Source organism: Streptomyces sp. NPDC093065, from assembly GCF_044754585.1.
Classification (GTDB): Bacteria; Actinomycetota; Actinomycetes; order Streptomycetales; family Streptomycetaceae; genus Streptomyces.
The window spans coordinates 109,400-133,966 of sequence record NZ_JBIVPJ010000010.1 but is presented as its reverse complement, the minus strand read 5'-3'; the positions used below and the strand labels follow the sequence as shown (position 1 = coordinate 133,966).

Below are 24,567 nucleotides of genomic sequence, written 5' to 3'. Positions count from 1 at the left end.
CGCTCGGCGCTGGTGTGCGCCCCCTGTGCGCCGGCTCGATCCTGCGGCGGTCCGTGGAATTCCAGCACAGTGCAGGATCTCCAACAAGGCCCGTGGGGCAGGCCGTGAGATACGTGACAGCACGTGAGGGCCGAGTCACCTGCCGTAGAAGATGATCACCCGCAAACCGGACGTATGTGCGCGAGTCGTCGAGGTGGGAGGCGTGTCCCAGTCGACATGATCAGCAGCGGAATGATGGCTTCAGGTGTGCAATGTCGGTTTAGTCGGAGTGGCATCGGCGTCGCAATTGACCGGTTTGACCCTTGATAAGTGAGGAAACTCACACCCGGATCGTGGACTCCCCCACGGTTGCCGGGGAATCGCATGTTTAGCCTGACGCTTTACAGAGAAGGCAAAACCGACAACCCGCGCCCTTGCAGGGGCTATCCATGCCTCTCGGGCGCCCGGACACGACAGGGCCCCGTAGAACCGTGAAGACGACGACGATGTTCCACAAGATCGCCAACCCGCGGCGCACGACGCTGGCGCACCTCAAGGACGCCGACGACCTGCAGACGCCGGAGCAGCCGGAGCACGCCGTCGAGCTCCCCACCCAGACCGCCAACCCCCGCCGCACCGTCCTCATGGAGGCCCCGGTCGCGGCATCGGTCGCAGAGTAGTACGGCACCCGGTCGCCCGGCGTTCAGCGGCGGCCCCGGCCCCTGAGGGCTTGCCCGGCGGTTCAGGCCCACCGCGATAGCCTGGAGCGTCAGACTTCAGCCAGCTCAGTCAAGGGGCCAAGCAACCCGTGCGCATCGCCAGGTTCTCCATCGACGGGAACGTCGCCTTCGGCGCGGTCGAGGGCGACCAGCCGGACCAGCTCGTCCTCGACATCATCAAGGGCATCCCGTTCGCGGACTACGAGCTCTCCGGCACCAAGGTGCCCCTGAGCAAGGTGCGGCTCCTGCCGCCGGTACTCCCCAACAAGGTCGTCGCCTTCGGCCGCAACTACGCCGAGCACGCCCGGGAACTGGGCAACGAGGTGCCCGACGCCCCGTTCGCCTTCTTCAAGCCGTCCACCTCCGTGATCGGCCCCGGGGACGCCATCCAGTACCCCTCCTTCACCGAGGAACTGCACCACGAGGCCGAACTGGCCGTCGTCATCGGCCGCATGTGCCGCGAGGTCCCGCGCGAGCGCGTCAAGGACGTCGTCTTCGGCTACACCTGCGCCAACGACGTCACCGCCCGCGACGTGCAGCGCCGTGAGAAGCAGTGGGCCAGGGCCAAGGGCTTCGACTCCTCCTGCCCGCTCGGCCCCTGGGTGGAGACCGACCTGGACCCGTCCGACGTGACCATCCAGCTCACGGTCAACGGCGGCCAGCGCCAGCTCGGCCGCACCGGCGAGATGATCCACTCCATCGAGGACCTGATCGTCAACATCTCCGAGGCGATGACGCTGCTGCCCGGCGACGTGATCCTCACGGGCACCCCGGCCGGCGTCGGCCCCCTCAACGTCGGCGACGAGGTCGCCGTCACCATCGAAGGCATCGGCACTCTCACCAACAAGGTTGTCAAGCGTGGCTAGCGCATCCGGCTCCTCCGTACGCGTCCGTTTCTGTCCGTCCCCCACCGGCAACCCCCACGTGGGCCTGGTCCGCACCGCCCTGTTCAACTGGGCCTTCGCGCGCCACCACCAGGGCACGCTGGTCTTCCGCATCGAGGACACCGACGCGGCCCGCGACTCCGAGGAGTCGTACGACCAGCTGCTCGACTCGATGCGCTGGCTGGGCTTCGACTGGGACGAGGGCCCCGAGGTCGGCGGCCCGCACGCCCCGTACCGGCAGTCGCAGCGCATGGACGTCTACAAGGGCGTCGCTCAGCAGCTCCTGGACGCCGGGCACGCCTACCGCTGCTACTGCTCCCAGGAGGAGCTGGACACCCGCCGCGAGGCCGCCCGCGCCGCCGGCAAGCCCTCCGGGTACGACGGTCACTGCCGCGACCTGACCGCCGCACGGGTCGAGGAGTACGAGGCCCAGGGCCGCGAGCCCATCGTCCGCTTCCGGATGCCCGACGAGGCGATCACCTTCACGGACCTGGTCCGCGGCGAGATCACCTACCTCCCGGAGAACGTCCCGGACTACGGCATCGTCCGCGCCAACGGAGCCCCCCTCTACACGCTCGTCAACCCGGTCGACGACGCCCTGATGGAGATCACCCACGTCCTGCGCGGCGAGGACCTGCTCTCCTCCACCCCGCGCCAGATCGCCCTGTACAAGGCGCTGATCGAGCTGGGCGTCGCCAAGGAGATCCCCGCCTTCGGCCACCTGCCGTACGTCATGGGCGAGGGCAACAAGAAGCTGTCCAAGCGCGACCCGCAGTCGAGCCTCAACCTCTACCGCGAGCGCGGCTTCCTGCCCGAGGGCCTGCTCAACTACCTCTCCCTCCTCGGCTGGTCGCTCTCCGCCGACCAGGACATCTTCACCATCGAGGAGATGGTCGCGGCCTTCGACGTCTCCGACGTGCAGCCCAACCCGGCCCGCTTCGACCTGAAGAAGTGCGAGGCGATCAACGCCGACCACATCCGACTCCTGGAGACCAAGGACTTCACCGAGCGCTGCCGCCCCTGGCTGAAGGCCCCCGTCGCCCCCTGGGCGCCGGAGGACTTCGACGAGGCCAAGTGGCAGGCGATCGCGCCGCACGCGCAGACCCGCCTCAAGGTCCTCTCCGAGATCACCGACAACGTCGACTTCCTGTTCCTGCCGGAGCCGGTCCTCGACGAGGCGAGCTGGACCAAGGCCATGAAGGAAGGTTCGGACGCGCTCCTGCGCACGGCCCGCGAGAAGCTGGACGCGGCCGACTGGACCTCCCCGGAGGCCCTCAAGGAGGCCGTCCTGGCCGCCGGCGAGACCCACGGCCTCAAGCTCGGCAAGGCCCAGGCCCCCGTCCGCGTCGCCGTCACCGGCCGCACGGTCGGCCTGCCCCTCTTCGAGTCCCTGGAGGTCCTGGGCAAGGAGAAGGCACTGGCGCGCATCGACGCGGCGCTGGCACGACTCACCGCGTAACCGGCAGCGCGTGTGAAGGGCGGCGTCCGCGTGGGGCGCCGCCCTTTCCGTACCCCGCCCGGGCCCCTCCGACCGGCGCCGTCGACCCGGCGCCCGCAGACTGACGGCATGCGCCGTGAGGACATCGACCCACGCTTCTTCGGGGACCGGCTCGCCTACAACCGGGCCGTACTCGTCGAACAGCCGCGCCGCTGGCTCGTGGTCGCCGGTCACGAGGCCCGGGACGACGAGGGCGGCATCGCCGCCGTGGGCGACGTCCGCGGCCAGATCCGGCTGACCTTCCGGCGCCTGGCCGAGACGCTGGACAAGGCCGGGTTCGCCCTGAGCGACCTCGTGCAGATCAGGATCCTCACCGTCGACATCGAGGCGGTGACGGCCCACTACGACGCCATACTGAGCGAGCTGGCCGCCGCGGACTGCCGCCCCGCCAGCCTGCTGGCCGAGGTCCGGGCCCTGTCCGACCCGCAGATGCTGGTCGAGATCGAGGGCCTGGCCGTGCAGTAGCCGGGACCACGGCCGCCCCCTGCGCCTACGCTGGGCCCCATGCCGATCAAAGCCGTGGTCTGGGACGTCGACGACACCCTCTTCGACTACACCACCGCCGACCGCGCGGGCATGCGCGCCCACCTGGTCGCCGAGGGACTGCTCGCCGGGTACGGATCGGCCGAGGAGGCCCTCGTGCGCTGGCGGGAGATCACCGACCGGCAGTGGGCGCGCTTCTCCGCGGGCGAGGTGGACTTCGTCACACAGCGGCGCGACCGCACCCGGGTCTTCCTCGGCCGGCCGGAGCTGACGGATGCCGAGGCCGACGACTGGTTCCAGCGCTACGTCACGCACTACGAGGCCGCCTGGTCCCTCTTCCCGGACGTGATGCCCGTCCTGGACGCCCTCGCCGACAGCCACCGGCACGCCGTGCTCTCCAACTCCAGCCTCACCGTCCAGGACCGCAAGCTGCGCGTCCTCGGTGTGCACGACCGCTTCGAAGCCGTCCTGTGCGCCGCCGAGCTGGGCGTCTCCAAGCCGGAGGCCGGAGCCTTCCTCGCCGCCTGCGACGCCCTCGGCCTCCACCCGTCCGAGGTCGCCTACGTCGGCGACCACCCGGAGATCGACGGACGCGGCGCCGCCGACGCCGGGCTGCTCTCCGTGTGGATCGACCGCGGCGGCGTCTACGCGGCCGTCGACCCGCCGGCCGGACCGCGCCGTATCGCCTCGCTCTCCGAACTTCCCGCGCTCCTCGGCGCCGATACCCGTTTTGGAGCCCCGTCGACCTTCGGGTAATGTTCTTCCTGCGCCGCCGGAGAGCGGGCCGAAGGGCCGGAAACCGGAAGCGCAACGCTAGAACAAGAACCCCTCCGGGGCTTGCGTTCCAGTGGCCTATGGTGTAATTGGCAGCACGACTGATTCTGGTTCAGTTAGTCTAGGTTCGAGTCCTGGTAGGCCAGCTCGCAGAGCTTATCTGCGCCGCGGAGCACATCCGCAAGGCCCCCGTTGTGTAGCGGCCTAGCACGCCGCCCTCTCAAGGCGGTAGCGCCGGTTCGAATCCGGTCGGGGGTACAGATCCTTCCCGCGAGGACAGTTCGGGTCGCTCCCACTGTCCTTGATGCAGGATCGCTAGGGCCCCCGTTGTGTAGCGGCCTAGCACGCCGCCCTCTCAAGGCGGTAGCGCCGGTTCGAATCCGGTCGGGGGTACGAACTGGTCTAAACCACATTGGTCTATGGTGTAATTGGCAGCACGACTGATTCTGGTTCAGTTAGTCTAGGTTCGAGTCCTGGTAGACCAGCTCGGATCTGCGGCGAAGCGGCATTGAACGCCTGCAAGATCCACGCCCCCGTTGTGTAGCGGCCTAGCACGCCGCCCTCTCAAGGCGGTAGCGCCGGTTCGAATCCGGTCGGGGGTACTCGAAGTCCGAAGGGGGCTTCCGCTGACGCGGGAGCCCCCTTCCGCGTTACTCGATGCCGTACCGCCGCGCCGACTCCTCCTCCTGCGCCAGCCGGTGCAGGGCCCGCAGCACCGGCTGGAAGAGCACCGCCGCCGCGACCGCCGTCTCGACCTTCTCCGCCTCCGAGGCGTGGCTCTCCATGAAGTCCATGTCCCGTCGGGCCACCTCCATCATCAACTCGCCGTAGGGCGCCATCAGTTCCGCGTCCCACGGATAGTCGAGGCGGCGCAGCGCGGCCACCGCCACCACCAGGGAGCGGTGCACGGGGGAGAGCGGAGCCATCTCCCGTGAGGTTTCCCAGCCCAGCAGCTCAAGCAGCCGGTCCACCTCGGTGCGCGCGGCGGCCACCGCCGGGTCCGCCTCGTCCGGCTCGGCGTCCTGCGGCAGCGCCCACAGGGCCGCCCCCAGCCGGATGGTGCGGCCCAGCGACTCGTCGTCGACGTGCCCCAGGACCTCCCGGGCCGTGGCCACCGGCACCTTGCCGACCTGGATCAGCGCCCGCACCAGCCGCAGCCGGCGCAGATGGTCCTCGTCGTACTCGGCGGTGGTCGCGTTGATCTGCCGGCCCGGCGGCAACAGCCCTTCCCGCAGGTAGTACTTGATCGTCGCGGTGGACACCCCGCTGCGCTTGCTCAGGTCGGCCAGTCGCATCCCTTGCGCCCTTCTTCGGATAGCGCCACTATCTAAGCAGCAGCACTTGGACAGTGCGGCTCACCAACAGGGGGAGGCGTCATGCCGGGCAGGACCGCGACCGCGACCCGCACCACCGCTGCCGCCGAGGGGGACGTGACCGTCCTGCTCATCGGCATGCGCATCAACCACTTCTGGGCCGTGCACCACTGGGTGCCGGTCTTCCTCGCCATGCCGCGCATGCTCCGCGAGCTGGCGAAGGACCCGGAGCGCGGGCTCCTGAGCCACGTCCTGCTGACGGCCTCGCCGCGGACGTACTACGTCGTCCAGTACTGGGAGTCCAAGGAGAAGCTCTACCGGTACGCGCACTCGCCCGACATGTTCCACCACCGGGCGTGGGCGATCATCAACCGCAAGGAGCGCAAGGGCAGGGTGCGCGGGCACGTGGGGCTGTGGCACGAGGCGTACGTCGTGCCGGAGGGGTCGTACGAGTCGATCTACGCCGACATGCCCGCGTTCGGGCTCGCGGCGGCGCACGGCCGGGTGTCGCTCGAACGGCGGGGCAAGCGCGCCCGGGACCGCTTCGCGTACCGGTCGCAGAAGACGGCGGACGCGGCGGAGAAGACGGCGGGCGCGGCGGAGAAGAGGGCGGAGAAGAGGGTCGTCGCCCCGGGGAAGGCCGCGGACGGGGCCTGAGAACGGCGAAGGGCCCGCCGCGGCGTTGAGGCGGGCCCGTTGCCGGTCGGAGGTGTCCGGGGAGGTCAGCCGTTGCGGCGCAGGGCCTCGGAGAGGCGGCCGGCGGCGTCGATGATGGCCTGCGCGTGCATGCGGCCGGGGTGGCGGGTGAGGCGCTCGATGGGCCCGGAGACGGACACGGCGGCCACCACGCGGTTGGAGGGGCCGCGCACCGGCGCGGAGACGGACGCGACGCCGGGCTCGCGCTCGCCGATGGACTGGGCCCAGCCGCGGCGGCGCACGCCGGACAGCGCCGTGGCCGTGAAGCGGGCGCCCTGGAGGCCGCGGTGGAGACGCTCCGGCTCCTCCCAGGCCATGAGGATCTGCGCCGAGGAGCCGGCCTTCATGGTGAGCGTGGAGCCGACCGGGACCGTGTCCCTGAGGCCCGACAGACGCTCGGCCGCGGCCACGCAGATGCGCATGTCGCCCTGGCGGCGGTAGAGCTGGGCGCTCTCGCCGGTGACGTCGCGCAGGTGGGTGAGGACCGGGCCCGCCGTGGCGAGCAGGCGGTCCTCGCCGGCCGCCGCCGCCAGTTCGGCAAGGCGCGGGCCGAGAATGAAACGGCCCTGCATGTCGCGCGCCACCATCCGGTGGTGTTCCAGCGCCACGGCCAGGCGGTGGGCCGTGGGTCGTGCCAGTCCGGTCGCGCCGACCAGTCCCGCGAGGGTGGCCGGGCCGGACTCCAGAGCGCTCAGGACGAGGGCCGCCTTGTCCAGAACGCCGACGCCGCTACTGTTGTCCATGCAACGATACTCCCGTCTCACTCTGTGAAACGCAAGTTCAATTTTCCGTGGAACGCGCCACTCTGGATGGCACGAAGTCACAACCGGCCCGTGACGAAAGGGCCTGGTGGCGGTTGCCCGGAAACACAGGGGTGCGGGCACCGCTTCCCCAAGATCACTAGTTGGGTCGGCGTCTCGTCGCCGACCGAAGGGAAAGCGATGGGTAGGACACTCGCGGAGAAGGTCTGGGACGACCACGTCGTCCGGCGCGCCGAGGGCGAGCCCGACCTCCTCTTCATCGATCTGCACCTGCTGCACGAGGTGACCAGCCCGCAGGCCTTCGACGGCCTCCGCAAGAGCGGTCGCCCGGTGCGCCGGCTCGACCTGACCATCGCCACCGAGGACCACAACACCCCGACGCTCGACATCGACAAGCCGATCGCGGACCCGGTCTCCCGGGCCCAGCTGGAGACGCTGCGGGGGAACTGCGCGGAGTTCGGCGTCCGGCTGCACCCGCTGGGCGACGTCGAGCAGGGCGTCGTGCACGTCGTCGGCCCGCAGCTCGGTCTGACCCAGCCCGGCACCACCGTGGTCTGCGGCGACTCGCACACCTCCACGCACGGTGCCTTCGGCGCCCTGGCGTTCGGCATCGGCACCTCGCAGGTCGAGCACGTGCTGGCCACCCAGACGCTGCCGATGGCCCGCCCGAAGACCATGGCGATCACCGTCGACGGCGAACTGCCCGAGGGCGTCACCGCCAAGGACCTGATCCTGGCGATCATCGCGCGGATCGGCACCGGCGGCGGCCAGGGCTACATCCTGGAGTACCGCGGCGAGGCCATCGAGAAGCTCTCGATGGAGGCCCGCATGACCATCTGCAACATGTCGATCGAGGCCGGCGCCCGCGCGGGCATGATCGCCCCCGACGAGACCACCTTCGCCTACCTCCGGGGCCGCCCGCACGCCCCCGAGGGCGCGGACTGGGACGCGGCGGTCGAGTACTGGAAGACGCTGCGCACGGACGACGACGCCGAGTTCGACGCCGAGGTGGTCATCGACGCCGCCGAGCTGGCCCCGTTCGTCACCTGGGGAACCAACCCCGGCCAGGGCGCGCCGCTTTCCGCCGCCGTCCCCGACCCGGCGTCCTACGAGGACGCCTCGGAGCGCTTCGCCGCCGAAAAGGCCCTGGAGTACATGGGCTTGGAGGCCGGTCAGCCGCTGCGTTCCATCAAGGTGGACACCGTCTTCGTGGGTTCCTGCACCAACGGCCGCATCGAGGACCTGCGCGCCGCCGCCGGGATCGTCCGGGACCGCAAAGTCGCCGACGGCGTACGCATGCTGGTCGTCCCGGGGTCCGCGCGGGTCGGTCTGCAGGCCGTCTCCGAGGGCCTGGACGTGGTCTTCAAGGAGGCCGGCGCCGAATGGCGGCACGCGGGCTGCTCGATGTGTCTGGGCATGAACCCGGACCAGCTGGCCCCGGGTGAGCGCTCCGCGTCCACCTCCAACCGCAACTTCGAGGGGCGCCAGGGCAAGGGCGGCCGCACCCACCTGGTGTCGCCGCAGGTCGCGGCCGCGACGGCGGTCCTGGGCCACCTGGCCTCCCCGGCCGACCTGTCCGCCGCCGACGTCCCCACGCCCGCTGGAGTCTGAGAGTCATGGAAGCGTTCACCAAGCACACCGGCCGGGCCGTCCCGCTGCGCCGCAGCAACGTCGACACCGACCAGATCATCCCCGCCCACTGGCTCAAGAAGGTGACCCGGGACGGGTTCGAGGACGGGCTCTTCGAGGCCTGGCGCAAGGACCCGGAGTTCGTGCTCAACCGGCCCGAGCGCGAGGGTGCCACCGTCCTGGTCGCGGGTCCCGACTTCGGCACCGGCTCCTCCCGCGAGCACGCCGTCTGGGCCCTGCAGAACTACGGCTTCAAAGCCGTGGTCTCCTCCCGCTTCGCCGACATCTTCCGCGGCAACTCGCTGAAGAACGGCCTGCTCACGGTGGTCCTCGACCAGAAGGTCGTGGACGCGCTGTGGGAGCTGGTGGAGCAGGACCCCCAGGCCGAGATCACGGTCGACCTGGAGGCCCGCGAGGTCCGCGCCGAGGGCGTCACCGCCTCCTTCGAGCTGGACGAGAACTCCCGCTGGCGGCTGCTGAACGGGCTGGACGACATCTCGATCACGCTCCGGAACGAGGACGACATCGCCGCGTACGAGGCGAAGCGCCCGTCGTTCAAGCCGCAGACCCTCCAGGTCTGATCCGCGGAGCCCCCACGCGTCTCCCCGGGGCTCCACAAGGTCGAGTTTCGGCCACCCAATACCCCCGCCGTACCCCCGATCAGCCCGATCGGGGGTACGGCCGTTTTCGGCTCCGCCCGCGGCCGCCCGTCACCGGAGTGGCGCGCAACTTCCCACGTTAGAGGCGTTGTTGCCGGGGTACGCGTGTCGTCGAGGACAGGTTCTCGCCAGTGCCAGGAAGGCCGTTCGAGGCGGCAGTTGCCCCCTGCGCAGGCGACAACTCGCCCCAGATGGCACAATCTGTGCATGGAACACGACGGCCAACTCGAGCTCTATGCGGCGGTCGCGGTCCGGCTCAAGGAAGCGCACACAAGAGTGCGCGCACTGCAAGTCCCGGAGGGCGTACGGATGGCGCTGACCCGGAAGCTGCTGGTCATTACGGCCGCGGCCAAACACGATCTCGCCGGTGCGGCAGGGCGCCTGGATCGGTTCACCGCCGACCTCGACGCGGGTCGATTCCCCGAAGAGGAAGGCTGAACCGGCCGGACAGCCCGAGTCCGTTGCGGCACAAGGGTGATTAGCCCGTTTCGTGTTTGATTTGCGGTATATATCTGCCTAACGTGCGAAAAAGCTTGAACACATTCGTTCTGGCGAGGTCTCCGAAGGGGAAGACGTGAACAAGGCGCAGCTCGTAGAAGCGATTGCCGACAAGCTGGGAGGCCGGCAGCAGGCCGCCGACGCCGTCGACGCGGTCCTGGACGCCCTCGTCCGTGCCGTCGTCGCGGGTGACCGGGTCTCGGTCACCGGTTTCGGCTCCTTCGAGAAGGTCGACCGCCCCGCCCGCTACGCCCGCAACCCGCAGACGGGCGAGCGGGTTCGGGTCAAGAAGACCTCCGTGCCGCGCTTCCGCGCGGGCCAGGGCTTCAAGGACCTGGTGAGCGGGTCGAAGAAGCTCCCGAAGAACGACATCGCGGTCAAGAAGGCCCCCAAGGGCAGCCTGTCCGGCCCGCCGCCCACCATCTCCAAGGCCGCGGGCAAGAAGGCCGCCGCCAAGAAGGCCACGGGCGCCGCGAAGAAGACCACGGGCGCGGCCAAGAAGACGTCCGCGGCGGCGAAGAAGACGACCGCGAAGAAGACCACCGGGGCCGCGAAGACGACGGCGAAGAAGACCACCGCCAAGAAGTCCGCCGCCAAGAGCACCACGGCGGCCGCGAAGAAGACCGCCGCCAAGAAGGCCCCCGCGAAGAAGGCGACCGCCAAGAAGGCCCCGGCCAAGAAGTCGACGGCCCGCAAGACCACCGCCAAGAAGGCCACCGCCCGCAAGAAGTAGCGGGCGGCGACGCGCAGCGGCAGGCGAACGGGCACAGGGCACTCACGCGCCGGGCCGGACTCCCTCTCGGAGTCCGGCCCGCGGCGTGTCGGGGGACCGTCGGAAAGGCCCTGCCAAAAAGGCCCGGCGGATCAGAACGTCTGCAGCGTCACCAGCGTGATCCGGAGTCCGGCGCCCGCACCCTCGGTTCCGTCCCGGGTCTCGGTTCCGGCCGCGGTCTCGATCCGCACCCGCTGCCCGGGGCGCAGCAGCCTGAGACCCCCCGCGTCGAACGCCGCCGCGTCGAAGGGCACGGGCGTGCCGTCGTCGAGCAGCACCTGCCCGCTGCGGCTCTCGGGGTCGTACGTGTACGCGGTCGCCTGCATGCGCGCAGCCTACTGCCCGGCGATCAGCAGCCGCGCGGCCACCGCGGCCGTACGGGGCCCCACGCCGAGCGCCAGCGCGGAGCGGAGATCACCGCCGGTGTCGACGTCCTGCCGTACGGAATCCACGGCGCCGAGGGACAGTTCCACCGCGCCGGACGCGCGGTGGCGGGCCCGTGAATCCGTACCGAATGCCGGGGCCAATTGCCGGCCCGGAGCCACGGCCAGCAGGGTGGTGCCGATTCCGGCCGCGTCCGGGAGAAAAGAGCGCGGGAATTGCGTCGCCGCGGCCAGCACCCGCGCCAATTCCGCCGGCCGCAGTGCGGGAAGATCGGCGTTGAGCGCGGCCAGCGGGCTCTGCGGCCGGGCCGCCCGTACCACGGCGGCTCCGTGGGTCAGCGCGGCGTTCAGTCCGCCGCCGGGCTCGTCCGCGACGACGCCCGCGCCGAGCGCCGCCAGCTCCCGCCCGGCCCGTGCGTCGTCCGTGACGACTGCCACATCCGCGACCGCCGGGCAGGCCAGCGCGGCTGCCACCGTGTCCTGTGCGAACGCCAGCGCGAGCCCCGGCCGCACCCCGTCGTCGGCGGTGTCCGACAGCCTGCTCTTGGCCCGGGCGAGGGTCTTCACGGGCACGACCAAGGTCCACTGCACGAGCGTTCCGTCCTTCTCTCGTCGCCGTCATTGTCACCTGCGAGACCTGGCGGTTCACTCTTCGGGGCGTACGGTGTTCTCGACAGACGGGCGGCCCGGGGCGACACTTGTCCGGCCCCAGGCCCTGGAGGAAAGGTGTCAGCGTGCCCCGCCGCAGAATCGGCTTCTGGTACCGCTTGGCCGCAGTGATCTGCAAACCGCCGCTGGTGGTTCTGCTCAAGCGGGACTGGCGGGGAATGGAGAACATTCCGGCCGAGGGTGGATTTATCACCGCCGTGAACCACAATTCGCACGTCGACCCCTTCGCGTACGCGCACTACCAGTACAACACCGGACGCGTCCCGCGATTCCTGGCGAAGAGCGGCCTTTTCAAGAAGGGCTTCGTCGGCGCCGCGATGCGGGGCACCGGACAGATCCCCGTCTACCGCGAGAGCACGGACGCGCTGAGCGCCTTCCGCGCCGCGATCGACGCCGTGGAGCGCGGCGAGTGCGTCGCGTTCTACCCCGAGGGCACCCTCACCCGCGACCCGGACGGCTGGCCCATGACCGCCAAGACCGGTGCCGCGCGCGTCGCCCTGCAGACCAAGTGCCCGGTGATCCCGGTCGCCCAGTGGGGCTGCAACGAACTGCTGCCGCCGTACGCGAAGAAGCCGAACCCCCTGCCGCGCAAGACCCACCAGGTGCTCGCCGGCCCCCCGGTCGACCTGTCGCGGTTCTACGACAAGGAGATGACCGCGGAGGTGCTGAAGGAGGCCACCGAGGTCATCATGGCAGCCGTCACGCACCAGCTGGAGAAGATCCGCGGCGAGAAGGCGCCCGAAACCCCCTACGACCCGCGCCGCGAGCGGATCGAGCAGCGGCGCCGGACGCAGCAGGCACAGGCGCAGTCGGCGCCGCCACGGACGCAAGGACCGCAGGCAGAAGGGCAGAGCACGTGAGCAAGCCGGTCAAGGCGGCCGTCTTCGGCACCGGATCCTGGGGCACCGCCTTCGGCACCGTCCTCGCCGACGCGGGCTGCGACGTCACCCTGTGGGGACGCCGCGCCGCACTCGCCGACGCCGTCAACTCCACCCGCACCAACCCGGACTACCTGCCCGGCGTGGAGCTCCCCGAGAACCTGCGGGCCACCACCGACGCCGCCGAGGCCGCGCGGGACGCCGACTTCACCGTCCTCGCCGTCCCCTCCCAGACGCTGCGCGCGGGACTCGCCGACTGGGCACCGCTGCTGGCGCCCGGCACCGTCCTGGTCTCCCTCATGAAGGGCGTCGAACTCGGCTCCGCGATGCGGATGAGCGAGGTGATCGGGGACGTCGCCGAGGCCGGCCCCGAGCGCATCGCCGTGGTCACCGGGCCCAACCTGGCCCGGGAGATCGCCGCCCGCATGCCGGCCGCCGCCGTGGTCGCCTGCCCCGACGAAGCGGTCGCCCAGCGCCTCCAGACCGCCTGCCACACGCCGTACTTCCGGCCCTACACCAACACCGACGTGGTCGGCTGCGAACTGGGCGGCGCGGTGAAGAACGTGATCGGGCTGGCCGTGGGCATCGCGGACGGCATGGGACTCGGCGACAACGCCAAGGGCTCCCTGATCACCCGCGGCCTCGCCGAGACCACCCGCCTCGGGGTCGCGCTCGGCGCCGACCCGCTGACCTTCTCCGGACTGGCCGGGCTCGGCGACCTGGTGGCGACCTGCTCCTCGCCGCTGTCGCGCAACCACACCTTCGGCACCAACCTCGGCAAGGGCATGACCCTGGAGGAGACCATCGCGGTCACCAAGCAGACCGCCGAGGGCGTCAAGTCCTGCGAGTCGGTGCTGGATCTGGCCCGCCGGCACGGCGTCGACATGCCGATCACCGAGACGGTCGTCGCCATCGTGCACGAGGGCAAGTCCCCGGTGGTCGCCGTGAAGGAACTGATGTCGCGCAGCGCGAAGCCCGAACGACGCTGAGCGACGCCCGGCCGGCACCGCGGCGGGACCGGGCCCGAACCCCGTCCGCCACCCGCGCCACGCGGCCCCGCCGACGCTGTCTCACGGCACCGAGGGCGGGTACTCTCGACGCGATATGAGCACCGAGAACCTCCCCCAGAGCCCCGGGCAGAGCCCTCAGCGGCCGCCCCGCAAGCCGCGTGTGGCCGTCGTGTTCGGCGGGCGCAGCTCCGAACACGGGATCTCCGTGGTCACCGCCGGCGCCGTCCTCGCGGCCATCGACCGGACGCGCTACGACGTCCTGCCGATCGGCATCACCCGCGACGGCCGCTGGGCCCTCACCGCCGACGAGCCGGAACGCATGGCGATCACCGAACGCCGTACGCCCGACGTCGAGGAACTGGCCGAGTCGACCGAGGGCGGCGTGCTGCTCCCCGTCGACCCCGCCAACCGCGAGGTCGTCTACAGCGAACCCGGCTCGGTGCCCAAGGCGCTCGGCGAGGTCGACGTCGTCTTCCCCGTGCTGCACGGCCCCTACGGCGAGGACGGCACCCTCCAGGGCCTGCTGGAGCTGTCCGGAGTGCCCTATGTCGGCGCGGGCGTGCTCGCCTCCGCCGTCGGCCAGGACAAGGAGTACATGAAGGCGGTCTTCATCTCCTACGGGCTGAAGGTCGGCCCGTACGCGGTGATCCGGCCCCGCGAGTGGGAGCAGGACCGTTCCGGTGCCCGCAAGAGGATCGTCGACTTCGCGGGGGAGCACGGCTGGCCGCTGTTCGTGAAGCCGGCCCGCGCGGGTTCGTCGATCGGCATCACCAAGGTCGACGACCTCTCCGGCCTCGACGAGGCGATCGAGGAGGCCCGGCGCCACGACCCCAAGATCCTGGTCGAGGCGGCGCTGCGCGGCCGGGAGATCGAGTGCGGGGTGCTGGAGTTCGAGGACGGCCCCCGGGCCTCCGTCCCCGCCGAGATCCCGCCGCCCTCCCAGCACGCGTACTACGACTTCGAGGCCAAGTACATCGACTCCACCCCCGGCGTCGTGCCGGCCCCGCTCACGGCCGAGGAGACCGCCGAGGTCCAGCGGCTGGCGGTGGCGGCGTTCGACGCCGCCTCCTGCGAGGGGCTGGTGCGGGCTGACTTCTTCCTCACCGAGGACGACGAGTTCGTCATCAACGAGATCAACACCATGCCCGGCTTCACGCCGATCTCCATGTACCCGCAGATGTGGCAGGAGAGCGGTGTGAGCTACCCGGAGCTGGTGGACCGGCTGGTCCAGGCGGCGCTGCGGCGGTCCACGGGACTGCGCTGACGCCTGGCCGGCCCGTCCCGTGCAGCGCAGAGAAGGCGATCCCCTAGGGGGTCGCCTTCTCGCAGTATGATCAGCGGGTTTTCCAGTCCGGGAACCGCCGCCGACCCGCTGTCGTCTGCCGGAGAACAGCCCGCGACGGCGATCGGCGGGGCGGGGGCAAGTGGGCAACGAGCGTGCGGCGAGCGGGCGAGAGGGGGCTACAGATGGACCACCGGACACGTCAGAGTGCGGGTGATGCCGTCCACTTGCTGGACCTTGGCGACCACCATGCGACCCAGTTCGTCGACGGTGTCGGACTGGGCGCGGACGATGACGTCGTAGGGTCCTGTCACGTCCTCGGCCTGGATCACTCCAGGGAGCTTGCTGATCGTCTCGGCGACGGTCGACGCCTTGCCGACCTCCGTCTGGATCAGGATGTACGCCTGTACCACGGAACCTCCAGAGCGGCCACGAGGATCATGTGGGGAAAAGGAACGCCACGGTATCGCGTAGCCGCTCTCCGCGGGGAGACCCGCGGGCCGCGGGCCTCACGCGTCGGGGTGCCCGCGGGACCCGAGTTGACGAACACGCCGACCGTGGCGACGGTCATTTCGACCGTAACGAGGACAGAGACGACGCGCGACCGGGCACGGACACGGGCCCGGACCGGGACTGGGACAGAAGGGGAGCCAAGGCGATGAAGGGCACTGTTGGTGAGCTGGGGGAGTTCGGGCTCATCAGGGAGCTCACCTCCCGTCTCACCACCACCCCCGCGGTCCGGGTCGGCCCCGGCGACGACGCCGCGGTGGTGGCCGCGCCGGACCGCAGGGTGGTGGCCAGCACCGACATCCTCGTCGAGGGACGGCACTTCCGCCGGGACTGGTCCACCGCGTACGACGTGGGCCGCAAGGCGGCGGCGCAGAACCTCGCCGACATCGCCGCCATGGGGGCCGTGCCGACCGCGCTGCTGCTCGGCCTCGTCGTGCCCGCCGAACTGCCGGTGACCTGGCCGACCGAGCTGATGGACGGGCTGCGCGACGAGTGCCAGGTCGCGGGCGCCTCCGTGGTCGGCGGCGACGTGGTGGGCGGCGACACCATCACCGTCTCCATCACCGCGCTGGGCGACCTGCGCAACCAGGAACCCGTCACCCGGGCCGGCGCCCAGCCCGGGGACCTCGTCGCGGTGACCGGCTGGCTGGGCTGGTCCGCCGCCGGGTTCGCCGTCCTGTCCCGCGGCTTCCGCTCGCCGCGCGCCTTCGTCGAGGCCCACCGCCGCCCCGAACCGCCGTACCACGCGGGCCCGGCCGCCGCGGGCCTCGGCGCCACCGCCATGTGCGACGTGAGCGACGGACTGATCGCCGACCTGGGACACATCGCCGAGGCCAGCAAGGTCCGGATCGACGTGCGCTCCGGGCAGATCGACATCCCGTCCCAGATGAACGACATCGGACAGGCCGTCGGCGTCGATCCGATGCAGTGGGTGCTCACCGGGGGCGAGGACCACGCGATCGTGGCGACCTTCCCGCCGGACGTGAAACTGCCCGCCCGCTGGAAGGTCATCGGCGAGGTCCTCAACCCCTCCGCCCTGCCCCAGGTGACCGTGGACGGGGCACCCTGGACCAGCAAGGGCGGCTGGGACCACTTCGGCGGGGACGTGGAGTCGTGAGCGCGCCGAACCCACCCGTGGTCCCGCCCCTGGTCCTCACCGTCGCCGGCTCCGACTCCGGCGGCGGCGCCGGCATCCAGGCCGACCTCAAGACGATGCTCGCCCTCGGCACCCACGGCATGAGCGTCCTCACCGCGGTCACCGCGCAGAACTCCCGCGGCGTGCAGGGCGCCTGGGAGCTTCCGGTGGACGCGGTGCGCGCCCAGTACCGCAGCGTCGTCGACGACATCGGCGTCCAGGCGGTCAAGACCGGGATGCTGTCCTCCGCCGAACTGGTCGAGACCGTCGCCGAGTTGCTTGCCGGCACCGACGCGCCCGCCGTCGTCGACCCGGTCGGCGTCTCCAAGCACGGGGACGCGCTGCTCGCCGCCTCCGCCCTGGACTCGGTGCGCACCAGGCTCCTCCCGGTCGCCACCGTCGCCACGCCCAACCTCGACGAGGTCGCCCAACTCACCGGTGTACGGGTCGAGTCCGACACCGATCTGCGCCGGGCCGCGGCCGCCGTGCTGGAGTACGGCCCGCGCTGGGTGCTGATCAAGGGCGGCCATCTGTCCGGTGACGCCGTCGACCTGCTCACCGACGGCTCCGAGGAACACTGGCTGCGCGCCCCCCGCCTCGACAACCGGCACACGCACGGCACGGGCTGCACCCTCGCCTCGGCCGTGGCCTGCGGGCTGGCGAAGGGGCAGTCCGTGCCGGACGCGGTGGGGGCGGCCAAGGACTACGTCACCGGGGCGATCGCGGCGGGCTTCGCGCTGGGCGACGGCATCGGACCGGTGGACCACGGCTGGGCGCTCAGGCCGGACACTCCCTGAGCCCGATGCCGGTGGCCGCCTTCTCGGTGAGCCCGACGGGTGGGTGCGGAGCGAGCCGTGTGCACAGGCGCGAGATCCGCGACTGCAGGGCGTTCGCGGCACCGGCGGGCGGCTCGCCGCCGTACAGGCCGTCGATCAGCCGGGCCGGGGAGACCTTGCGGCCGGCGTCGAGGAGCAGCAGCGTCAGCAGCGCCCGGGGCCGGGAGTCTGGCACGGTGGAGAGTGCGGGAACGGCAAAAAGCCGGCCCACACGAGGTGGACCGGCTCCGTGCAGCGGACCAGGCAGTGGCCGCGCGCTCAGCTGATGCGTCAGCGCGAGACCTTGCCGGCCTTGATGCACGAGGTGCAAGCGTTCACGCGCTTCGGCGTCCCGCCGACCACGGTACGCACGCGCTGGATGTTCGGGTTCCAGCGACGGGACGTACGGCGGTGCGAGTGCGAGATGTTGTTGCCGAAGCCCGGCCCCTTGCCGCAGACGTCGCAGTTGGCAGCCACGGGTCACTCCAAAGACTTCAGATGCACTTACGGTTGATCCCGGCATGCCGGGATCAAGCTCTCGGACTCGCGAACGGGCCGGGATCTGAGTGGCGGTGCCAGGGGGAGAGCCCGATCGGGATCGGGCAACCGGAGCAGCATACAACGGCTGCTCCCGTACAACGAAACTACCACGGCAGCTCAGGGGCCCGTCCCGGCCCTCTTCCGCCGGGCGGCGTCCCAAGGTCTACGCTGCCAGCCACGTCCGCAGTCCAGGGAGGCGCAGGTGGCGCAGGTGCCGCAGAGGTTCTTCGACGCTCTGGCGGTGCGCACCTGGTGCGGTCTGTCGCTGCGCGCGCTGGGGCGGGCGCGCGAGGAGATCGACGCGATCAACGTCTACCCGGTCGCCGACGGGGACACCGGCACGAACCTCTACCTGACCGTCGAGTCGGCCTTCGCCGCGGTGGAGGCCGTCTTCGCGGCGCACGAGGTGGACGGTGCGGACGGGCGGATCCCGGACACCGGCGAGGGGACCGGGGACGCGGGGGCCGAGCACGCCGGGACCGAGGACGCGGCGACTCGGGTCGCGGGCGAGGGGGCCGGGATCGCGGGCGGCGGGCCCTCACTGGCCGACGCCGTGGGCGCCATGGCGCACGGCGCGCTGATCGGAGCACGGGGCAACTCCGGCACGATCCTGGCGCAGCTCCTGCGCGGCATGGCCCAGGTGCTCACCGCGCGGAGTGAGGCCGCCCACACCGAGGGCCCCGGTCTGCGGCTGGCCCTGCGGCACGCCGCCACGTCCGCCCGGCAGGCGGTGGCCCACCCGGTCGAGGGCACCGTCCTGACGGTCGCCTCGGCCGCCGCCGACGCGGCCGACGGGGCCGGGGGCGACTGCGCCGAGGTGGCCCGCGCGGCGTACGAGGGCGCCCGCGCGGCGCTCGTCGCCACGCCGGGCCAGCTGCCCGCCCTGGAGCGGGCCGGCGTGGTCGACGCGGGCGGACACGGCCTGGTGACGGTCCTCGCGGCCCTGGTGGAGACGTTCACGGGCCGGGCGCCGGGCGGCGTGCCCCGCACGCGCGTGGAGCACGGCGGTGGCGGCCTCCCGGAGGAGCGGGCCACAGAGGCGTGCGCCGGGGAGGAGAACGGCGAGAGCGGCCCGGCCTACGAGGTGATCTACCTCCTGGAGGCCGGGGACGCGGCCGTGTCCCGGCTGCGGCACCGTCTCGACGCGCTCGGGGACTCGCTCGTCGTGGTGGGCGGCGACGGCCTGTGGAACGTCCACGTGCACGTCGACGACGCGGGCGCCGCCGTGGAGGCGGGCGTCGAGGCCGGGCGGCCGTACCGGATTCGCATCACCCACTTCGGGCTGGGCGACGCGCACACCGCCGGGACCGAGCGCCCGCCCCGGGAGCGGACCCAGCGCGCCGTGGTGGCCGTCGTGCCGGGGGAGGGGCTGGCCGCGCTGTACACCGAGGCCGGCGCGACCGCCCTGCTCGCGCGCCCCGGGGAGCCGCCCGCGAGCGGCGAACTGGTCCAGGCCGTCCGGCGGGCGCACGCGCGCGAGGTGGTGCTGCTGCCCAACGACGCCGAACTGCGCCACACCGCCGCGGCGGCGGCCGAGCAGGCCCGCACCGAGGGCATCCGCGTCGCCCTCATCCCGACCCGTTCCGCGGTGCAGGGCATCGCCGCGCTCGCCGTGCACGAGTCCGGGCGGCGCTTCGACGAGGACGTGGTGGCCATGACCTCGGCGGCCGGCGCCACCCGTCACGCCGAGGTCACCGTCGCCGAACGCCAGTCCTGGACCACGGCGGGCATCTGCCAGGCAGGTGACGTGCTCGGTCTCATCGACGGCGACGTCGCCGTGATCGGCGCGGACGTCTCGGAGGTGGCCGCGACCGTCCTGGACCGCATGCTGTCGGCGGGCGGTGAGCTGGTCACTCTCGTCGTCGGCGACGAGGCGCCCCAGAGCGTCGCCGACCGCCTGGAGGCCCAGGTCCGTGACGCCTACCTCGCCGTCGACACGGTGGTCTACCGGGGCGGCCGGCAGGGCGCGCTGCTGCTGGTCGGCGTGGAGTAGAGCGGCGCCGCTGTGGGCCGTTGTCAGTGGCGTGGTGTGCAATGGATCTCGTGCCCGCACTGCGAGAACCCCTGAAGAAGGTGCTCGGCCCCGCCACCGCGAAGGTGATGGCCGAGCACCTCGGCCTGCACACCGTCGGCGACCTCCTCCACCACTACCCCAGGAGATACGAGGAGCGCGGCCAGCTCACCCACCTCGCCGACCTGCCCATGGACGAGCACGTCACCGTGGTCGCCCAGGTCGCCGACGCCCGCCTGCACACCTTCGCCTCGTCGAAGGCCCCGCGCGGCAAGGGGCAGCGCCTGGAAGTGACCATCACGGACGGCAGCGGCCGCCTCCAACTGGTCTTCTTCGGCAACGGCGTGCACAAGCCCCACAAGGAACTCCTGCCGGGCACCCGCGCGATGTTCGCCGGCAAGGTCTCCGTCTTCAACCGCCGACTGCAACTGGCCCACCCGGCGTACGAGTTGCTGCGCGGTGACACCGAGGGCGAGGAGACCGTCGAGTCCTGGGCGGGCGCCCTCATCCCCCTCTACCCGGCCACCGCCAAGCTGGAGTCCTGGAAGCTCGCCAAGGCGATCCAGACGGTGCTGCCCAGCGCCCAGGAGGCCCTCGACCCGCTCCCCGACTCCCTGCGCGAGGGCCGGGGCCTGGTCTCCCTGCCCGAGGCCCTCCTCAAGATCCACCGCCCGCACACCAAGGCAGACGTCGAGGACGCCCGCGCCCGGCTGAAGTGGGACGAGGCCTTCGTCCTCCAGGTCGCCCTGGCCCGCCGCCGCCACGCCGAGACCCAACTCCCCGCCGTCCCCAGGAGACCCAGCCCCGACGGCCTGCTCACCGCCTTCGACGACCGTCTCCCCTTCACCCTCACCGACGGCCAGCTGAAAGTCTCCCGCGAGATCTTCGACGACCTCGCCACCGATCACCCGATGCACCGGCTGCTCCAGGGCGAGGTGGGCAGCGGCAAGACCATGGTGGCCCTGCGCGCGATGCTCGCCGTCGTCGACTCCGGCGGTCAGGCCGTGATGCTGGCGCCCACCGAGGTGCTCGCACAGCAGCACCACCGGTCGGTCGTCGAGATGATGGGCGAGCTCGCCGAGGGCGGCATGCTGGGCGGCGCCGAGCACGCCACCAAGGTGGTCCTGCTGACGGGTTCCATGGGTGCCGCCGCCCGCCGGCACGCCCTGCTCGACCTGACCACCGGCGAGGCGGGCATCGTCATCGGCACGCACGCGCTGATCGAGGACAAGGTCCAGTTCCACGACCTCGGCCTGGTCGTCGTCGACGAGCAGCACCGCTTCGGCGTCGAGCAGCGCGACGCCCTGCGCGGCAAGGGCAGGCAGCCCCCGCACCTGCTCGTCATGACCGCCACGCCCATCCCGCGCACCGTCGCGATGACCGTCTTCGGCGACCTGGAGACCTCCGTCCTGGACCAGCTCCCGGCCGGCCGGTCCCCGATCGCGAGCCATGTCGTCCCGGCCGCCGACAAGCCCCACTTCCTGGCCCGGGCCTGGGAGCGGGTCCGCGAGGAGGTCTCGAACGGCCACCAGGCGTACGTCGTCTGCCCGCGCATCGGCGACGAGGACGACGGCCCGAAGAAGGGCGCCAAGCAGTCCGAGCGGCCCCCGGAGGGCGACGCCGACAAGCGTCCCCCGCTCGCCGTCCTCGACGTGGCCGAGCAGCTTGCCAAGGGTCCGCTCCAGGGGCTCGGGGTGGAGGTCCTGCACGGCAGGATGCAGCCCGACGACAAGGACGCGGTCATGCGCCGCTTCGCCGCCGGCGAGACCGACGTCCTGGTCGCCACCACCGTCATCGAGGTCGGGGTGAACGTCCCCAACGCCACCGCGATGGTGATCATGGACGCCGACCGCTTCGGCGTCTCCCAGCTCCACCAGCTGCGCGGCCGGGTCGGCCGTGGATCCGCCCCCGGCCTGTGCCTGCTGGTCAGCGAGATGCCCGAGGCGAGCGCGGCCCGGCAGCGGCTGAACGCGGTGGCCGGCACCCTCGACGGCTTCGAGCTCTCCCGCATCGACCTCGAACAGCGCCGCGAGGGCGACGTCCTCGGCCAGGCCCAGTCCGGTGCCCGCACGTCCCTGCGCGTCCTCGCCGTCATCGAGGACGAGGAGATCATCGCGGAGGCCAGGCAGGAGGCGGCGGCCGTCGTCGCGGCCGACCCGGAGCTGACCGGCCTGCCGGGGCTGCGCACGGCCCTTCGGGCCCTGCTGGACGAGGAGCGGGAGCAGTACCTGGAGAAGGGCTGAGAGACTGGCAACGGACACCGTCCGCCCACCCGAGCACACCGACAAGGACCCAGAAATGACCCGCGTGATCGCCGGCAAGGCCGGCGGACGCCGCCTGGCCGTCCCGCCCGGAACCGGCACCCGCCCCACCTCCGACCGCGCGCGCGAGGGCCTGTTCTCCACCTGGCAGTCCCTGCTCGGCGGCCCGCTGGACGGCGAGCGGGTCCTCGACCTCTACGCGGGTTCCGGCGCCGTCGGCCTGGAGGCGCTGTCCCGCGGCGCGGGCCACGTCCTGCTCGTCGAGGCCGACACCCGTGCCGCCCGCACGGTCCGGGAGAACGTCAAGTCCCTCGGTCTGCCCGGCGCCGAGGTCAGGGCGGGCAGGGCGGAACAGATCATCCGCACCCCGGCCCCGGACGAGCCGTACGACGTCGTCTTCCTCGACCCGCCCTACGCCGTCTCCGACGACGATCTCCGGGAGATCCTGCTCACACTCCGTACGGAGGGGTGGCTCGGGGCGGAAGCGCTCGTCACCGTGGAGCGCAGCACCAGAGGCGGCGAATTCCGCTGGCCGGACGGCTTCGAAGCGATCCGGGCCCGTCGCTACGGCGAGGGAACGTTTTGGTACGGTCGCGCCGCCTCTACGTGCGAAGACGCACGATGACCGGACCGGAGAGCGAGGGAACACAAGTGCGCCGTGCCGTCTGTCCCGGGTCGTTCGACCCGATCACCAACGGACACCTCGACATCATCGCCCGGGCCTCCAGCCTGTACGACGAGGTCTACGTCGCCGTGATGATCAACCAGGCGAAGAAGGGCCTGTTCGAGATCGAGGAGCGGATCGACCTCATCCGCCAGGTCACCGCCGAGTACGGCAACGTCCGCGTCGAGTCCTTCCACGGCCTGCTCGTCGACTTCTGCAAGCAGCGCGAGATCCCCGCCATCGTCAAGGGCCTGCGCGCGGTCAGCGACTTCGACTACGAGCTGCAGATGGCCCAGATGAACAACGGCCTCTCGGGTGTGGAGACCCTCTTCATCCCCACCAACCCCACCTACAGCTTCCTGTCGTCCTCCCTGGTCAAGGAGGTCGCGACCTGGGGCGGCGACGTCGCCCACCTGGTGCCGCCGCTGGTCCTCGACGCCCTCACGGAGCGCCTGAAGGACCGCTGACCGCACCGCCGCACAGCCCACGGAGACTGACAAACCGTCACCCGGTGTCCCCGGGACACCCCAGGGTCGTACAGTCGTCCCGTCCGTCTCCAACACAGCTGTAGAGAGTGGCGAGCACACGGTGGACGTGCAGAACAAGCTCGACGAGATCACCGCGATGGTCTCCGGCGCCCGCGCCATGCCCATGTCGGCCTCGTGCGTGGTCAACCGCGCCGAACTGCTCTCGCTGCTGGAGGAGCTGCGCGCGGAGCTGCCCGGTTCCCTCGCCCAGGCGCAGGAGCTGATCGGCGACCGCGAGCAGATGGTCGCGCAGGCCCGCCAGGAGGCCGACCGGATCATCGAGAGCGCACACGCCGAGCGCGGGTCCCTGGTCGCCGGCACCGAGGTCGCCCGCCGCTCCCAGGCCGAGGCCGACCGGATCCTCGCCGAGGCCCGCCAGGAGGCCGAGGAGGTCCGCGCCGAGGCCGACGACTACGTCGACTCCAAGCTCGCCAACTTCGAGGTCGTGCTGACCAAGACCCTCGGCTCCGTCGGCCGGGGCCGCGAGAAGCTGCTCGGCACCGGACCCGGCCTCGACGAGAACGGCTACGAGGACGAGGACGCCCCCGAGCGCAGCCACGACCCCGAGACCCTGCGCCGCGACGCCGACTCCTACGTCGACACCAAGCTCGGTGCCTTCGAGGCCGTGCTGGCCAAGACCCTGGACGCGGTCGGCCGGGGCCGCCAGAAGCTGCACGGCAGGATCGCCACCGACGACCTCGGCGTCCTCGCCGACGACACGAGCACCGTCCAGCACTCCAGCGACGCCGACTACCTCGCCGGCCTCGCGGGCATCGCCGACGCCCCCGCCCCCGCCGAGCAGCCCGTGCAGCCCCGGTACGGCGAGCAGCAGCCCGCGGCGGCCCAGGTGCCCGCGCAGGCGGTGCCGGAGATGCCGGCCCAGGAACCGGCGTACGGCTACGCCCAGCAGCAGCCCGATCCGTACGCGGCCTACCAGCAGACCTACGACGGCGGGCAGGACCCGTACGGCTACCAGCAGCAGGGCGCCGACCCGTACGCCTACCAGTACGACGGCGGGCAGCAGGCGTACGACGCGCAGCAGGGCTACTCCCAGCCGCAGCAGCCCCCGCACGTCCCGCAGGCCCAGCCGCAGGCGCTCGACGAGACCAGCCTCTTCGACACCAGCATGATCAGCGCCGAGCAGCTGCGGGCCTACGAGCAGGGCCGCGGACTCTAGGGAAGAGGGGCGCCCCGGCCCGGATTGGGCCGAGAGCGAA

General features: G+C 71.6%; 26 protein-coding genes, 5 tRNA genes and 1 pseudogene. 25 read left to right on the top strand and 7 right to left on the bottom strand.

Annotated features, from left to right (window positions below; all coding sequences use genetic code 11):
• Positions 1-470: 470 nt before the first annotated feature.
• From ACIQFU_RS19425 to ACIQFU_RS19380, 10 genes are all read left to right on the top strand, one after another.
• Positions 471-659, top strand: coding sequence for a hypothetical protein (locus ACIQFU_RS19425; protein WP_402553129.1), 189 nt, complete (start codon positions 471-473; stop codon positions 657-659).
• A 128-nt stretch (positions 660-787) separates the two neighbouring features.
• Complete coding sequence (locus ACIQFU_RS19420; protein WP_402552966.1) at positions 788-1,564, top strand: fumarylacetoacetate hydrolase family protein; 777 nt, start codon at positions 788-790, stop codon at positions 1,562-1,564.
• Positions 1,557-3,041, top strand: coding sequence for a glutamate--tRNA ligase (gene gltX / locus ACIQFU_RS19415; protein ID WP_402552965.1), 1,485 nt, complete (start codon positions 1,557-1,559; stop codon positions 3,039-3,041). The genes ACIQFU_RS19420 and gltX overlap by 8 nt, the downstream gene beginning before the upstream one ends.
• 108 nt (positions 3,042-3,149) lie before the next feature.
• Positions 3,150-3,545: a RidA family protein gene (locus ACIQFU_RS19410; protein ID WP_402552963.1), complete on the top strand. Its 396-nt coding sequence runs from the start codon at positions 3,150-3,152 to the stop codon at positions 3,543-3,545.
• A gap of 39 nt (positions 3,546-3,584) precedes the next feature.
• On the top strand, positions 3,585-4,319 hold the full coding sequence (locus ACIQFU_RS19405; protein ID WP_402552961.1) for an HAD family hydrolase: 735 nt from the start codon (positions 3,585-3,587) through the stop codon (positions 4,317-4,319).
• A gap of 92 nt (positions 4,320-4,411) precedes the next feature.
• Positions 4,412-4,483, top strand: a tRNA-Gln gene (locus ACIQFU_RS19400).
• A gap of 39 nt (positions 4,484-4,522) precedes the next feature.
• A tRNA-Glu gene (locus ACIQFU_RS19395) sits at positions 4,523-4,595 on the top strand.
• Positions 4,596-4,657: 62 nt separating this feature from the next.
• A tRNA-Glu gene (locus ACIQFU_RS19390) sits at positions 4,658-4,730 on the top strand.
• Positions 4,731-4,750: 20 nt separating this feature from the next.
• A tRNA-Gln gene (locus ACIQFU_RS19385) sits at positions 4,751-4,822 on the top strand.
• A 44-nt stretch (positions 4,823-4,866) separates the two neighbouring features.
• A tRNA-Glu gene (locus ACIQFU_RS19380) sits at positions 4,867-4,939 on the top strand.
• A 48-nt stretch (positions 4,940-4,987) separates the two neighbouring features.
• On the opposite strand, the gene ACIQFU_RS19375 is transcribed toward ACIQFU_RS19380, so the two are convergent.
• A complete protein-coding gene (locus tag ACIQFU_RS19375; protein ID WP_402552960.1) occupies positions 4,988-5,632 on the bottom strand; it encodes a MerR family transcriptional regulator in 645 nt (214 codons plus the stop codon).
• Positions 5,633-5,713: 81 nt separating this feature from the next.
• Between ACIQFU_RS19375 and ACIQFU_RS19370 the strand changes: the two genes are divergently transcribed.
• On the top strand, positions 5,714-6,307 hold the full coding sequence (locus ACIQFU_RS19370) for a DUF4188 domain-containing protein (RefSeq protein ID WP_402552959.1): 594 nt from the start codon (positions 5,714-5,716) through the stop codon (positions 6,305-6,307).
• A gap of 65 nt (positions 6,308-6,372) precedes the next feature.
• Here the strand turns inward: ACIQFU_RS19370 and ndgR are convergent, their stop codons facing one another.
• Positions 6,373-7,089 carry an IclR family transcriptional regulator NdgR gene (ndgR, locus tag ACIQFU_RS19365; protein ID WP_011030305.1) on the bottom strand — a complete coding sequence of 239 codons (717 nt, stop codon included), beginning with the start codon at positions 7,087-7,089 and terminating at the stop codon, positions 6,373-6,375.
• Between the two features lie 198 nt (positions 7,090-7,287).
• Between ndgR and leuC the strand changes: the two genes are divergently transcribed.
• The 4 genes from leuC (at position 7,288) to ACIQFU_RS19345 (ending at position 10,626) form a co-directional block, all read left to right on the top strand.
• Complete coding sequence (gene leuC / locus ACIQFU_RS19360) at positions 7,288-8,718, top strand: 3-isopropylmalate dehydratase large subunit (protein ID WP_402552958.1); 1,431 nt, start codon at positions 7,288-7,290, stop codon at positions 8,716-8,718.
• Between the two features lie 5 nt (positions 8,719-8,723).
• Entirely contained in the window at positions 8,724-9,317 is a 594-nt protein-coding gene (leuD, locus tag ACIQFU_RS19355) for a 3-isopropylmalate dehydratase small subunit (protein ID WP_402552957.1), read from the top strand.
• A 285-nt stretch (positions 9,318-9,602) separates the two neighbouring features.
• The gene (locus ACIQFU_RS19350; RefSeq protein ID WP_402552955.1) at positions 9,603-9,833 is read left to right on the top strand and encodes a hypothetical protein; all 231 of its coding nucleotides are present in this window, start codon (positions 9,603-9,605) and stop codon (positions 9,831-9,833) included.
• A gap of 136 nt (positions 9,834-9,969) precedes the next feature.
• Positions 9,970-10,626 (top strand): HU family DNA-binding protein, encoded by a 657-nt coding sequence (locus ACIQFU_RS19345; protein WP_031086277.1) that lies wholly within the window; start codon positions 9,970-9,972, stop codon positions 10,624-10,626.
• Between the two features lie 131 nt (positions 10,627-10,757).
• Here ACIQFU_RS19345 and ACIQFU_RS19340 read toward each other — a convergent pair whose 3' ends face one another.
• Both ACIQFU_RS19340 and cofC read right to left on the bottom strand, forming a co-directional pair.
• The gene (locus tag ACIQFU_RS19340; protein ID WP_402552954.1) at positions 10,758-10,991 is read right to left on the bottom strand and encodes a hypothetical protein; all 234 of its coding nucleotides are present in this window, start codon (positions 10,989-10,991) and stop codon (positions 10,758-10,760) included.
• A 9-nt stretch (positions 10,992-11,000) separates the two neighbouring features.
• Positions 11,001-11,639 (bottom strand): 2-phospho-L-lactate guanylyltransferase, encoded by a 639-nt coding sequence (gene cofC, locus ACIQFU_RS19335; RefSeq protein WP_402552952.1) that lies wholly within the window; start codon positions 11,637-11,639, stop codon positions 11,001-11,003.
• A 143-nt stretch (positions 11,640-11,782) separates the two neighbouring features.
• Between cofC and ACIQFU_RS19330 the strand changes: the two genes are divergently transcribed.
• The 3 genes from ACIQFU_RS19330 (at position 11,783) to ACIQFU_RS19320 (ending at position 14,869) form a co-directional block, all read left to right on the top strand.
• Entirely contained in the window at positions 11,783-12,577 is a 795-nt protein-coding gene (locus ACIQFU_RS19330; protein WP_402552950.1) for a lysophospholipid acyltransferase family protein, read from the top strand.
• A complete protein-coding gene (locus ACIQFU_RS19325) occupies positions 12,574-13,584 on the top strand; it encodes an NAD(P)H-dependent glycerol-3-phosphate dehydrogenase (protein WP_402552948.1) in 1,011 nt (336 codons plus the stop codon). The genes ACIQFU_RS19330 and ACIQFU_RS19325 overlap by 4 nt, the downstream gene beginning before the upstream one ends.
• A gap of 115 nt (positions 13,585-13,699) precedes the next feature.
• Positions 13,700-14,869, top strand: coding sequence for a D-alanine--D-alanine ligase family protein (locus ACIQFU_RS19320; protein ID WP_402552947.1), 1,170 nt, complete (start codon positions 13,700-13,702; stop codon positions 14,867-14,869).
• 197 nt (positions 14,870-15,066) lie between these two features.
• Here ACIQFU_RS19320 and ACIQFU_RS19315 read toward each other — a convergent pair whose 3' ends face one another.
• Positions 15,067-15,300, bottom strand: a complete 234-nt coding sequence (locus ACIQFU_RS19315; RefSeq protein WP_003973433.1) for an Lrp/AsnC family transcriptional regulator — start codon at positions 15,298-15,300, stop codon at positions 15,067-15,069.
• Between the two features lie 245 nt (positions 15,301-15,545).
• Here ACIQFU_RS19315 and ACIQFU_RS19310 point away from each other — a divergent pair, with 245 nt between their 5' ends.
• Both ACIQFU_RS19310 and thiD read left to right on the top strand, forming a co-directional pair.
• On the top strand, positions 15,546-16,514 hold the full coding sequence (locus ACIQFU_RS19310) for a thiamine-phosphate kinase (protein ID WP_398329158.1): 969 nt from the start codon (positions 15,546-15,548) through the stop codon (positions 16,512-16,514).
• Positions 16,511-17,329, top strand: coding sequence for a bifunctional hydroxymethylpyrimidine kinase/phosphomethylpyrimidine kinase (gene thiD / locus ACIQFU_RS19305; RefSeq protein ID WP_402552945.1), 819 nt, complete (start codon positions 16,511-16,513; stop codon positions 17,327-17,329). The genes ACIQFU_RS19310 and thiD overlap by 4 nt, the downstream gene beginning before the upstream one ends.
• Positions 17,330-17,363: 34 nt before the next feature.
• Here thiD and ACIQFU_RS19300 read toward each other — a convergent pair.
• Both ACIQFU_RS19300 and rpmB read right to left on the bottom strand, forming a co-directional pair.
• Positions 17,364-17,579, bottom strand: a pseudogene (locus ACIQFU_RS19300) (hypothetical protein); the annotation flags it as partial.
• 59 nt (positions 17,580-17,638) lie between these two features.
• Complete coding sequence (rpmB, locus tag ACIQFU_RS19295) at positions 17,639-17,824, bottom strand: 50S ribosomal protein L28 (protein ID WP_003993230.1); 186 nt, start codon at positions 17,822-17,824, stop codon at positions 17,639-17,641.
• 265 nt (positions 17,825-18,089) lie between these two features.
• Between rpmB and ACIQFU_RS19290 the strand changes: the two genes are divergently transcribed.
• From ACIQFU_RS19290 to ACIQFU_RS19270, 5 genes are all read left to right on the top strand, one after another.
• On the top strand, positions 18,090-19,880 hold the full coding sequence (locus ACIQFU_RS19290) for a DAK2 domain-containing protein (RefSeq protein ID WP_402552944.1): 1,791 nt from the start codon (positions 18,090-18,092) through the stop codon (positions 19,878-19,880).
• A gap of 41 nt (positions 19,881-19,921) precedes the next feature.
• Complete coding sequence (recG, locus tag ACIQFU_RS19285; RefSeq protein WP_402552942.1) at positions 19,922-22,141, top strand: ATP-dependent DNA helicase RecG; 2,220 nt, start codon at positions 19,922-19,924, stop codon at positions 22,139-22,141.
• Positions 22,142-22,196: 55 nt separating this feature from the next.
• The gene (gene rsmD / locus ACIQFU_RS19280; RefSeq protein WP_402552941.1) at positions 22,197-22,784 is read left to right on the top strand and encodes a 16S rRNA (guanine(966)-N(2))-methyltransferase RsmD; all 588 of its coding nucleotides are present in this window, start codon (positions 22,197-22,199) and stop codon (positions 22,782-22,784) included.
• A gap of 26 nt (positions 22,785-22,810) precedes the next feature.
• Positions 22,811-23,290 (top strand): pantetheine-phosphate adenylyltransferase, encoded by a 480-nt coding sequence (coaD, locus tag ACIQFU_RS19275; protein ID WP_402553120.1) that lies wholly within the window; start codon positions 22,811-22,813, stop codon positions 23,288-23,290.
• 121 nt (positions 23,291-23,411) lie between these two features.
• Entirely contained in the window at positions 23,412-24,527 is a 1,116-nt protein-coding gene (locus ACIQFU_RS19270) for an ATP synthase F0 subunit B (protein WP_402552940.1), read from the top strand.
• The last annotated feature ends 40 nt before the right edge of the window (positions 24,528-24,567 follow it).

Bases quoted from the DNA above. Each gene is read 5' to 3' on its own strand.
- ACIQFU_RS19410 (WP_402552963.1), top strand. From the start codon at position 3,150: ATGCGCCGTGAGGACATCGACCCACGCTTCTTCGGGGACCGGCTCGCC.
- ACIQFU_RS19405 (WP_402552961.1), top strand. From the start codon at position 3,585: ATGCCGATCAAAGCCGTGGTCTGGGACGTCGACGACACCCTCTTCGAC.
- ACIQFU_RS19375 (WP_402552960.1), bottom strand. From the start codon at position 5,632: ATGCGACTGGCCGACCTGAGCAAGCGCAGCGGGGTGTCCACCGCGACG.
- ACIQFU_RS19370 (WP_402552959.1), top strand. From the start codon at position 5,714: ATGCCGGGCAGGACCGCGACCGCGACCCGCACCACCGCTGCCGCCGAG.
- ndgR (WP_011030305.1), bottom strand. From the start codon at position 7,089: ATGGACAACAGTAGCGGCGTCGGCGTTCTGGACAAGGCGGCCCTCGTC.
- leuC (WP_402552958.1), top strand. From the start codon at position 7,288: ATGGGTAGGACACTCGCGGAGAAGGTCTGGGACGACCACGTCGTCCGG.
- leuD (WP_402552957.1), top strand. From the start codon at position 8,724: ATGGAAGCGTTCACCAAGCACACCGGCCGGGCCGTCCCGCTGCGCCGC.
- ACIQFU_RS19350 (WP_402552955.1), top strand. From the start codon at position 9,603: ATGGAACACGACGGCCAACTCGAGCTCTATGCGGCGGTCGCGGTCCGG.
- ACIQFU_RS19340 (WP_402552954.1), bottom strand. From the start codon at position 10,991: ATGCAGGCGACCGCGTACACGTACGACCCCGAGAGCCGCAGCGGGCAG.
- ACIQFU_RS19320 (WP_402552947.1), top strand. From the start codon at position 13,700: ATGAGCACCGAGAACCTCCCCCAGAGCCCCGGGCAGAGCCCTCAGCGG.
- ACIQFU_RS19310 (WP_398329158.1), top strand. From the start codon at position 15,546: ATGAAGGGCACTGTTGGTGAGCTGGGGGAGTTCGGGCTCATCAGGGAG.
- recG (WP_402552942.1), top strand. From the start codon at position 19,922: ATGGATCTCGTGCCCGCACTGCGAGAACCCCTGAAGAAGGTGCTCGGC.
- rsmD (WP_402552941.1), top strand. From the start codon at position 22,197: ATGACCCGCGTGATCGCCGGCAAGGCCGGCGGACGCCGCCTGGCCGTC.